Origin of the sequence: Sphingomonas sp. Leaf38 (assembly GCF_001421825.1) — a bacterium.
Lineage (GTDB): Bacteria > Pseudomonadota > Alphaproteobacteria > Sphingomonadales > Sphingomonadaceae > Sphingomonas.
This window is the reverse complement of the sequence record NZ_LMLD01000002.1, coordinates 491-852: the sequence shown is the minus strand read 5'-3', so window position 1 is coordinate 852 and position 362 is coordinate 491. Positions and strand designations below refer to the sequence as shown.

Sequence of the window (362 nt, the reverse complement as noted above, 5' to 3'; positions counted from 1 at the left end):
CACGATGCGGCCCGGAGCGCCGTTCACCACCTCGGCGACCGCCAGAAAACGCCGGGGTGCCGCAGTGCTGCCTTGAACGATCTGCCGGATCGGACCTGACGCGTTGACGATCGCCGCACCTGCCGGGTTGCTCATGAAGTTAGCAAGCGGCTCTACCGCACCGCTTCCGTCCGCGTTGGCGGTCAGCACGAGCATGTAAGGCTTCTTGGGCTGCAGACCGGTAACCGCACTCTGCACGACCTGAATGATGCCCTGGTCGAAGAGGGTAATGCTGCTTGCCGCACCATTGCCGCCAACCGGCCCCATGTTCAGATGCACCGCCTTGCCTGCCGTACCGAGCGGTTGGAGATTGTCGGTGCCGG

General features: G+C 64.4%; 1 pseudogene. It reads right to left on the bottom strand.

The features are described from left to right. Window positions 1–362: pseudogene (locus ASE88_RS18045) on the bottom strand (hypothetical protein); the annotation flags it as partial.